This window comes from Bacteroidales bacterium, assembly GCA_014860575.1.
In the GTDB taxonomy this organism is placed as follows: Bacteria; Bacteroidota; Bacteroidia; order Bacteroidales; family JAAYJT01; genus JAAYJT01.
The window spans coordinates 1-10,376 of the sequence record JACZJK010000058.1; the positions used below are offsets into that span (position 1 = coordinate 1).

Consider the following 10,376-nt stretch of genomic DNA (forward strand, 5'->3'; position numbering starts at 1 on the left):
CACAATCAGCCCGGTTTAGGTGGCACACTTTACTCCGGTTTGAGTGGCACACTTTGCTCCGGAATCCGTGGCACATCTTGCTCCGGTACAGGTGGCACAATTACTCCGGAATCAGTGGCACACTTTGAACCGGTTTATCCACTTTAAAATCTTTTTCAAGTTCTTCTCTAATCTTTCTGTCTAAAATACCTGTATGCTCCTTCGCATATATACGAGGAGACAAATTACGGTTATACACTAATTGATAGTAATTCGGCTTACTTTTCTGAATTTGACTGTATGTACCTGTGCAGGCATAATCCAAGCACTTGGTATGAATGGAAATAGCATCAGAAGCTGCAACAAATAATTTCGAACCGCAGGTATCGCAAACATGATTGGCTACCTTATTTTCAACCAATATAATAGATGGTTCAATGGCATAATTTTCAATTTCTTCGTTACCAAGCTTATTCATTAAACCGATGGTAGTAAACGTATCTATCAATTTTTTATAGAAATCATTTACCAGTTCATGGTAGCCTGAAGCTAATGGAAAAGACTTGAGGTAATAACTCCTGTACCAATTGTTCGTGTTGGTAAAAGTAGAATCTAAAAGTCCCTGACCATGTGCTTTGGTTGTAAGTAATCTTGGGAACCTAGCTCTTGGATGAAACATTTTATTAAAAAAATGCCTGTTATCTATCATCCAATTCAAATCCCATAGTTTCAATGAAGCATTTCTGAACTTACTTAAATATTCATGATCAATTCCACCTCTTGTTCTTACTCTGTGCAAAATGCCATTTACAAAAGGCAGTAAATCTTTTTCCCCAATCATGGCAAGGTTGTTCTGCTTGAGCCATTCCTGCATAGCAGGAAAAATTGCCCTGATTTTTTCTTCATCAAACTTTACAGCTGAAGCACCTGATTTTTCCAGCGTTCTACCAATCATGGCATTGTAGCCAAACTCAGATAACACTTCCCAATGCATCCGGGTATCAAATTCCTTTTTGAAAGCCGGAATGAATTTCTTTGCAGCATCACGATAATCATTTTCAATATCTGCCTTACCATGATAGTCGGCTGGAAAAAATCGATAGTAAAAAGCTTCTTCTTGATTCATTCCGGTTGAATCCGAATGATCTTTCCAGTATTCAGTAAATTGATGTTGTAAATCAGAAATGCGAACCGGTACTTGGTTTTGATTGATTATTTTCTGCAAAGATGCCCTGAATGTAAAACGGTAGTTTCTTGCTTCTACAAAACCAGCCTGATGTGCAGCATCCTGCACACTATTGGTGAAGGCTAATATTTTACGGTATTTTTCCGGCCTTGGGTCAAGGTCGGATGCCAATACCTGACTAACTGTTATGGATGATAAAGTGGCAACCCTTGTACCAATAATACCCATTGCATTTTCGGTATTACATTCCGGGCAAATATGCCTTGATTTTGTTTCCTTTAACTTTCGTACTGCATGTATTTTGATGGTATGTTCACTTTCTCTTTCATGCAAGCTCATATCAGCTACATGCATCCGGTCATTTATTTGGTTGTTGGGTTCATACTCTTCAATATGCTTGTGGTTAGGCGTATTGATGAAATAAATGTTTTTGTGATTGCTAAAAAAGTATTCATATACCTGATTGGGGTCGTGGAAGAAATGATTTTTGTTATCATCTTTTACGCCTAACCAGCCACTTGCTCCGCACTCTCTACAGTAATAGGATGGTAATGCTTTAGGGTCGTACTTATCACCTACTTTATCCTTCCAGGTGAATTTTGGCTGCTCATTTATTTCTCTTAAAACACCACTCAGTTCTCTTATCCAAATTTGAATTTGCAAATAAAGGAATGGGAATTTTTTAGCACCTCCAATCCTTGCTTCACTAATTAACGCCAATAAAGAATTGATTACTTCTTCTCTTGGACTTAATTCATTGACGGCATCCCACTCTGCCAATCTTTTGAAATCAGGATTAATGTCTGCCAATTTTTTAATCAGTACATCCAGTTTTACAATGTTGCTACTTGTTAATGAAATTAAGTCTTTCATCAACTTCAGTTTCTTTAGTTCTTCGCCTAACTGAACTTCATCTAAACTATCAGGCATTTGCCACAGGCGTTTCTGCCGGGCTATATAATTGGCGTATGTTTCATTTTCTTTTAAGCGACTTTCCAGCAGACCAATCTGACGTGGTATGTATTTTTCCAAACTATCATCTGGCAAATCAAAAAAAACATTTACCAAAACCCTGTTTTCAGTGATGATGGCTTCTTTATCAAAAGCTTCGCCAAATACCTTTTCGGCATATTCAGTTAGAAGTTGAATAGAATCTACACCTGAGCCAATGGTAGCAGAGGTTCCTACAGCGCAAATCTGACCTTTGGCAATGCCTAGTTTTAATTTTAACCTTCGGATAAGATTGGCTACATCCGTGCCTTGAGCTCCATCATAGGTATGCAATTCATCCAACACTAAGAATTGGAGTAAAGAGGGATCTTCTAAATTATAGTTCCAGAGGTTGTGGTAATTGTTGCGCATTAAAGCATAGTCCAACATCTTGAAGTTGGTCAATAATATATCAGGCGGGTTTTCAATAATGGTATCCCTATTTTCGATGATGTGGTTTTCACCCATTTCTTTCGGGAACTTTTTCTTGTCTTTACCTTCACCTATAAACAAGCCTGCAGTAATTTTCCCGTTTAATCTTTCATCACTCCAAATGGTTTCTGCCAAACGCTTGGCCTGGTCTGTTGCCAAAGCATTCATCGGGTAAAGAATAATTACCTTAATCCCTTTTCTATCTAAATTATTAAAGCAGTGGTCTAATATGGGGTATAAAAAGCATTCTGTTTTGCCAGAGGATGTGCCAGTTGTAACCAAAGTAGATTGGGGCTTATGATTATCCTGTGTAGTTAAGCGTTTGAAAGCTTTAAATTGATGGTCGTATGGAGGAAAACCCGGGGCAATTTGCAAAGGAATTATTTCATCATCGGTTGCTTTTACAAATGGCAATTTCAGTGAAACATAAGGCCCTTTAAAAATACCATCTTCCGCATCGGTTACAAATTTGTAAAATGCCTCATGTACGGTCTTATCTTTAAAGCTAAAAGTGGCTTTAAGATATTCCAGTATGGAATATTGTACTTCGTAGGCTTGTTGTAATGGCAGCATTATCTTATTTCCTCTTTAAATTGTTTTGTAAATTTTTGACTCACATTCTTACATCTTTTAATAAACTGTTTTGTTTCAATGGAAACTGAACTTGCTAAATCAATATGCTCGTAGGTAACAATTAAAGTACCACGTGTTGCTCTACTGGTTGCCACATTGAAAAGGTTTTGGTTCAAATCAAAAGCAGTATTTTTAAGGGGTAAATACAGAATAGTCAAATCTGTGGTTAAACCTTGAATTTTATGAACAGTATTTATCGTTATGTATTTATAGTCATTTGAAAGTTTGCTGTACTGAGCATATAACTCTGATTCCACAATTACATAAGGTGAGAGTAATGCGATTTCTATTTTAGGATTTCTCTCTAATATTTCCCTTGATATTTTACAAATAAAATTGTAAATATCCTTTTCTGAAAAACCGATTCTAGCAGAAGTTAACATAGCAAGGGATACACCGCCATTGTTATGAAATAGGTCATTGTATTTTGAATTAAAATCAGTTATCCCTTCCTTGTCTGAGATACTTTTTAAACTGTTATTATAATACAAACCTGTTAAAGAAGCTGCATCAGAAGTCAATCTTCGGGTCTTAGTTAAACGATATGAAATTTCATTATTATTAAAAGCAAAGGTTTGTAGCCCATTGACTACTCCTTCAATATTAGAGAAAATCTGTTTTGCTTCTTCAATTTTTAAAACAACTGGTGATAACTGTTTATGGTCACCGATGATTAATATTGTTTCAGCAATGGAACTAAACATTGCTATTGTGGCCAAATATGCTTGTGAGGCCTCCTCAATAATCATTAAATCAAATCGCTGAGAGTTCTCAATAAGTTCCGCTTGTTTTTGGGCTAACTTGTAGTAAGTAGACAAGAGTAAATCACCATATTTTGGCGAAAACGATTCAATCTTTTTTAGTTTCGGAATATCTTTCAATTCATCCCCAGTCAAGTTAGTTTTATAAACTTTGCCGTTACTTAATGCTTTACCTAACCCATCTTGGGAAGCAATTCCCATTAGAGCCTTATTTGTTAATGCAGTTACACATATGGATTTTCCTTGTTTTAAATAATGGACACAAAGCTCCGCTGCTAAATATGATTTTCCTGTTCCTGGAGGTCCTTGTATTATTGTTGTTTTTTGCTTCTCAATAAGTTGTATAACATCATTTTTTATATTGTTCTCATTATTCAGGTTGACAGGATTCCAATTTTCTTCAGAGACATTTAATTCTAAATTTAAAATGGTATCGTTTTCATTCTCTGAAACAAATTCTTTCAATTTAATTAAATACTCAACCGGTGGATCTGTTTCAGCAACAACGATTAGCGGATGAATTTTTTTATCCAAATACCTTTCCTTGATAGTTGATAAAACCTCTAAATCAAAGCCAGAAACTAAAATATAGGATTTCCCTACTTCTGTTTTCCAATATGTAACTGTGTATATCTCAGCTTTTACGCCTGAATAGAACTTAGGCTGGGTTGATTCTCGAAAGGTTTTATATGAGAATTTCCATGTTAATGGATTTTCAGGAGCCTCAGTTCCGACCAAACCAAGAAAATAGGGTTGTTTCATTCTTGGCACTTCTCCTTCATTGAAACGCAGTACTACATTACCATGATTTTCCTGCACGCCCCATATCCTGCCAATAAACAAACGTTTTTCTTGTATGAGAATGTTCATAGCACAATCAGCATACTCACGCCACTTGTCTTCTTGAGCTTTGATTTGCTGCTCATAAAATTCGATATGTTTATCCTGAGGCATCTTCATTAGTAGGGCGAATTTTCAGAAGTGTTTACATTGTTATAATCCGGATTCTCTTCATTTCTCTTAATGCCACCTTCAAAAATTGATTGGTAAGTTTCTGTTTCCTTCATTTTTAAGATGAGCCAGATTTTATCTCTTGCAAATTCCCCTCTTAAAATTTGATCAGTTGTTACACTTGATGAATCGGCCTCTACTCTAAAAACCTGGTATTTAGTGTCACTTACTTTTAGAACATCTGTCTTGTCGAGGAATAAATTATGGTTACTCTCTTTTCTTCCTGTTTTGACAAATAGATGTATTTCTGGGTTATCAAGCCTATCCCAAGCCTGGGCGGTTAGATACAATATCCCTCCAATTGCGGATCTGCACATAATAGTAAGCGGCTTTTCCGAGTCGCCTTTAAAAACTGGTTCAACCTGAGCAAAACCATGGGAGTTAAATAGGTTAGAATCTGCTTTTGAAACATTATACCCTGCATAGTTTAAGACTACCAGTGCAGAAACACAGGCAGCCAGATTAATGTCTTGGTAATATGACTCAGGAATTTCATTGCCGAATAATTTTTTCCAAATAGCTGATTCCTCTTCAGTAAACTGAATTTTTTTCTCTGCCTGTTTATTTCTTTCAAGCAGATTTTGTTTGTTTAATTTCAAAGAATTGAGTACCGACTCTGCCATAATACCTTTAAGATGGATTAACAAACCCTCCTTTTCAGGTTCAACTACATAATAAACCTTCTCAATGCATTCAGCATATTTTTCTTTAACGGAATCAATTAAAAGGTCATTGTATTTAATAAGATACGGTAGAAGCGCACCTTTGTAGATTTGAATATTATACTGGCTTTTCAAATCCCATTCCAAGTAATACTCTTCTTCAAATGAATTTGAATTTGCCTTTAAATTCTCAATATCTGGCAATTTTACAACAGGTTTCTCTATCACTTTCCAGGCATCACGATATGCTTTTGGAAGCACATCATCGGTAATTTTTTTCGACGAAACCAAATTTGAGTAGATGCTACGTTTGTAGGCCCCCCATCCATCATGGAGATAGTGTAATTCATCCCTTTCCAGTATAGCTTGCAATGAGTATGAATTTTCCTGACTTATTCGTACGCATGGAAACAACAGTTTATCTATGGTCACCTTTCTGTTTAGCAGCTTTTGATATAGAGGTTGTAATACCTCTTTTTTAATAGTAAATTGATTCGATGCATGCTCTTTTGAAAGCCATGTTAAGGAATTAATTAATAATGAGTCTGTGTTGATCTTTTCTCTATTAACATTCATAGCCTCTAATTGACCTTCTTTAATGGCTTTCCTTAATAGAACAACAGGACTTTCATCATCATTTACCCCTAATAGTTTAACAAAGGCATTTTTACTATCAGTATCAGAGCTATTAAGCCATTCACTTAACCACATTGGCAGCTTTTCAGAATCGATCGCATAGTCATTTGAAGAAACAAGGGCGCTAGGTGTTAATGACAGTAAAACTCCTTGTGCCACAAAATCAGTATAACGGTTCTCCTTTACACAGAAACCCAAAAAAAGATGTAGCTCCCTTTTGTAGCTTCCTTGATTTACTTCTGAATTTAGCGAAAAGAATACTTTATCTTTTAAAACCGCTTCATTGGGGTAAATTGATTGGAGGTAAGACAAAAAGAAGGTTTGTGCCGCATTGTACGCCTCGAGTTTTAACTCACTTAATTCTTTGTAAATTCTTTTTGTACCTCGGCTTTTAGCTTTAAATATTTTTTTTAAATTCTCACTATCTCTGAAATCCAAAAAGAGATCTACAATTTCCGAAACTGGATATGTTTTGCCCTTGTATGCTGGAAGTATATCACTGAGCTCAATGGTTTGAAATTGATAGACAAATTTATCATTGGCATCAAACATCCTCACATCGGCAGATACCGCCTTTTCAAGAAGTTTTACACCATCTAAACTGACCTTCTCCCTAAATGAATCTAGTTTTATCGCATCATCAATTATTTGACTGGATGCCAATTTTAGTATTCTATACACTGCGTCATCAGCAGTATAACACTTTGAACTGTCAATATTCAATTCGGGTAGCAAATCCAGATACTTTAAGGACAAGGCCGAATCTTTTGCATCTTGTATAAATCTTGCAAAATCCGTTGTTGCAAGACCTTTTTCTATTAAATAAATCAACAATGGAATTCCTTCAAGCAGACCGAGTTTGTTTCTCTCTTTAGTGAAAAGTTCTTTGGGAAACAAACTTAGTTTAGTATTAAGTGATGATCCTTCAATAAAACTAATGAGCGCTTCATCGTTTGTGTAGTAAGCTAATGTTCCGCTTATCTTGCCCATCGAGAACTTTTCATCAACCTTGGTAAATGAAAGATGCTTCAATAATTCCTTCTCAACATTATCTTGTGCCCAATCTAAGAAGTTGTTTACAGCAATTACATCGAATGAGTTTTGTTTAGGTGTAATTGCTGTCAAATTCAGGTCCTTTCCACCTAAAGCAAAAGGAGTTTTAATTTGTAAGACTGCATAATGTGGCAGCCTTTCTTCAGAAATGGTTTCTATAACCGACTTTACTGATGAATACTTCTGGGCGTCTGTTATTTTGGTAAAACTTTCCGGCCAATAAATAGAAGATGAAATTGCAAATGTGGCGGTCGATTCTACAAAGACCCAAGGTATTGCTGAAAAATCAATTTTAGCATCCTCCGGTTTATCCTTGTTTAACTTTAAAATGTATGTGTAAAATTCTTCTAAGTTACCCAAGTTGATATTAGCAATTATTTCATTGAAGTTTCCGGCATTGCAAAATATTTTTTCTAATAAGTCTTTCTCTAATAATAGCTCTTTTTGGAATTCAGTAGAAATTGCTAGCTCTTCTGCTTCAAGTATTACAAAGGCTAATAACCATTTAGGTAATTTTTCTATTTCCTTATTGGATATCAAATTATTTAGAGAACGTGCTTTTCTTGTTTGTGACTGAAACAATTTCAAACTACCAGCATAATCGGATGGGCCAATCTGATAAAGGCCTTTGAAGAAATTTAGAATTCTATTTTTTTCATCAGGTTGGAGTACACTTAAATCCCTTTCCAAAGTTATATGATTATAAAGCTTTGTGTCAGACTGTAAATGGGATTCTTTTGATAACAATACCTGTTTGATGTGTTTAACAGATTCATCATCCAATGAAAATTCAGAAAGTGTAAATCCAAGCTTTTGAAGTATATCCTCTATTTCAATTGTTTTGGCTGTTTTGGAAACAAAGTCCTTCATGCCAATGGCATCACTTAAGGATACTATTGATTCACCCTTCCGTATGATTGGCAATTGAAGCAACCATTCTTCTTTTAGATTATTTAAGTGATAAAATTGGTCAAGCCATTCAAGAAATTTATTGTAACCATCAGTATCAAGGGATGACAAAGCTTTTGATAAAGAAATGTGCTTGTCTTTGCCTTGAAGATGCAATGTAAGTTTGTCAGCAGTATATTTTTCAATGTTAAGGTAATCTTTATTCAAAATATGATTACTGATTTCTTTTGCAGGAAGTACCCTTTCAGTTTCAGAGACAATTTTGAATATTTCCGGATTTAATATTTTCGAAAAATTGGTTTCATCTATAATAATTTCATTAGTACTTTGAACATTACCGTTTAAGTCTATAATAAAAGCTAGATGGTTTATTGAATCCAGAAAGCCACGATTAAATGACTTGTTAATTTCACTAAGCTCATCATCGTCTTCATTTAACAAAGAATCTGGTAAAAGTTGGAGATAAGACTTAACATATTTGCGTTCTACTACTCCATCAACCGATTCCTGTACATTACATAATGAAACAAGACTCCTGATACAATTCTTGCCAATGTGATACATCAAGTACTGATTCCATTTATTCTCTTTCAAAATGAATTCACGTGATGTGTTCGTAATAAAATCAGCATTGACAAGAAAAGGAAAGCCAAATCTCTGATCGGATGTTGGTAGATAGTTGTAAAGAATAGAATGACTTTTATCTAATTTAATTACTTCTCCATCTTTTATCTGTGAAGCAAAGGTCATTCTAGTGCTGCTAAGTAAACCTAACTTCTCTGGAATACTTTTAATCTCTCCAAATTCATCTTTAAACTTAAAAACCCCCTCTTTCTCCTCGAACTTCTTCATGTTAAATCCAGCTTTGGAAAATTCTTCATTGTTGATTTCAACATCAAAATGGAGTTTTGAGAATGTAGCAACGTGATTGTCATTATGAACAATATCGATTAAACTATTATCTTCCTTTAATTCAATTGACTGCTGCTTTTGCAATTGACTTGAATCCAATTTAAAATAATCGAACTTCTTGGTATTTCTGAGAAAAAGGATAAACTTAGGCTTGCTTAAAATACTTTCTATCATAAAAGCATAGTTCTTTGCTTTTATCACATTCTCAACAATTTGAAGTGCTATATTAACTTCAGCGTGCTTAATAAATTCAGAGTTAGCCAATTCATCAGGAAACTCACTTCTGCTGACCCAGATTGGCTTTATCTGCCAGGGAATATTGTCAATGTTTTCATATTTTTCTATGTTCTTCGAATAGTCCATCTGGAACTGCTCGTAATCTTTAGGGCTGTTCGATAGTAATCTGATTTGTCTTCCATAGAGAGTATTGAAGTCATTGTAAATAGGATCGTTTTTATCAAACTTGAAAGAATAACTACCAGATCTGATGTACACACAACTAGAATCAGTAAAAACTGATTTAAACCCAATACCTTTATAGCCCGTTTGTCTTACATTTTCCGATTTGTTACTTTGAGCAGCATCAGCGATAGCCCTTACATCATCTCTGTCAAAGAACTTTCCATTATGTCTGAATAAAAGAAAGTTATTCAATAAGTGAAGTTCAACGCATACGCCCTTTACAGAAGCCGGCATATCATCTGCGTTCTGAATTAATTCAAAAATAAAGCGTTCGGTTTGTGTGTAGAGCTCAAGCGAATTAAGCTTTAGTTGTGAAGCAATTGTAGCAGCATCCTTTGGGGTAGAACCAGTTTGATGAAACCATGATTCGATAAATTCTCTTGGAGTAATAAACTCGGATGCAAATACAATCGGTTCACTGTCATCCCATACAAGCATATAAGGATTATTAATTTGTTTTCTGAGATCCAATGGAGCTAGTTTCGCTTTAATTTTATAATAATTACCGACAATTAAGTCGTCTGATTTTAGTATTCTAATTGCCACATGTCTTTTGTGGTCATTAACCGGATAGTAAATGTTTCTGTCATTTATGTATGGTCGCGATATATACCCAAACTCTTGCTCTTTGGGAGATGAGGAATACTGATATTCACCTATCATAATAAGTTCATCACATCTCCATAGTCTTTTAAGGTTAGCTACAATGAAGTGTTCTGACTGACTAAATAAATATTCGCTCATTTTTGG

3 protein-coding genes are annotated in these 10,376 nt (G+C 35.0%); all 3 read right to left on the reverse strand.

Annotated elements, in window-relative coordinates:
• Positions 1 to 100: 100 nt before the first annotated feature.
• The 3 genes from IH597_16080 to IH597_16090 are packed head-to-tail and all read right to left on the reverse strand — an operon-like array spanning position 101 to position 10,370.
• Positions 101 to 3,160 carry a DEAD/DEAH box helicase gene (locus IH597_16080; protein MBE0663977.1) on the reverse strand — a complete coding sequence of 1,020 codons (3,060 nt, stop codon included), beginning with the start codon at positions 3,158 to 3,160 and terminating at the stop codon, positions 101 to 103.
• Positions 3,160 to 4,941, reverse strand: a complete 1,782-nt coding sequence (locus tag IH597_16085; GenBank protein ID MBE0663978.1) for an ATP-binding protein — start codon at positions 4,939 to 4,941, stop codon at positions 3,160 to 3,162. Before IH597_16085 ends, IH597_16080 begins: the two co-directional genes overlap by 1 nt.
• The gene (locus tag IH597_16090; GenBank protein MBE0663979.1) at positions 4,941 to 10,370 is read right to left on the reverse strand and encodes a hypothetical protein; all 5,430 of its coding nucleotides are present in this window, start codon (positions 10,368 to 10,370) and stop codon (positions 4,941 to 4,943) included. The genes IH597_16085 and IH597_16090 overlap by 1 nt, the downstream gene beginning before the upstream one ends.
• Positions 10,371 to 10,376: the final 6 nt, after the last annotated feature.

Bases quoted from the DNA above. Each gene is read 5' to 3' on its own strand.
- IH597_16080 (MBE0663977.1), bottom strand. From the start codon at position 3,160: ATGCTGCCATTACAACAAGCCTACGAAGTACAATATTCCATACTGGAA.
- IH597_16090 (MBE0663979.1), bottom strand. From the start codon at position 10,370: ATGAGCGAATATTTATTTAGTCAGTCAGAACACTTCATTGTAGCTAAC.
- IH597_16085 (MBE0663978.1), bottom strand. From the start codon at position 4,941: ATGAAGATGCCTCAGGATAAACATATCGAATTTTATGAGCAGCAAATC.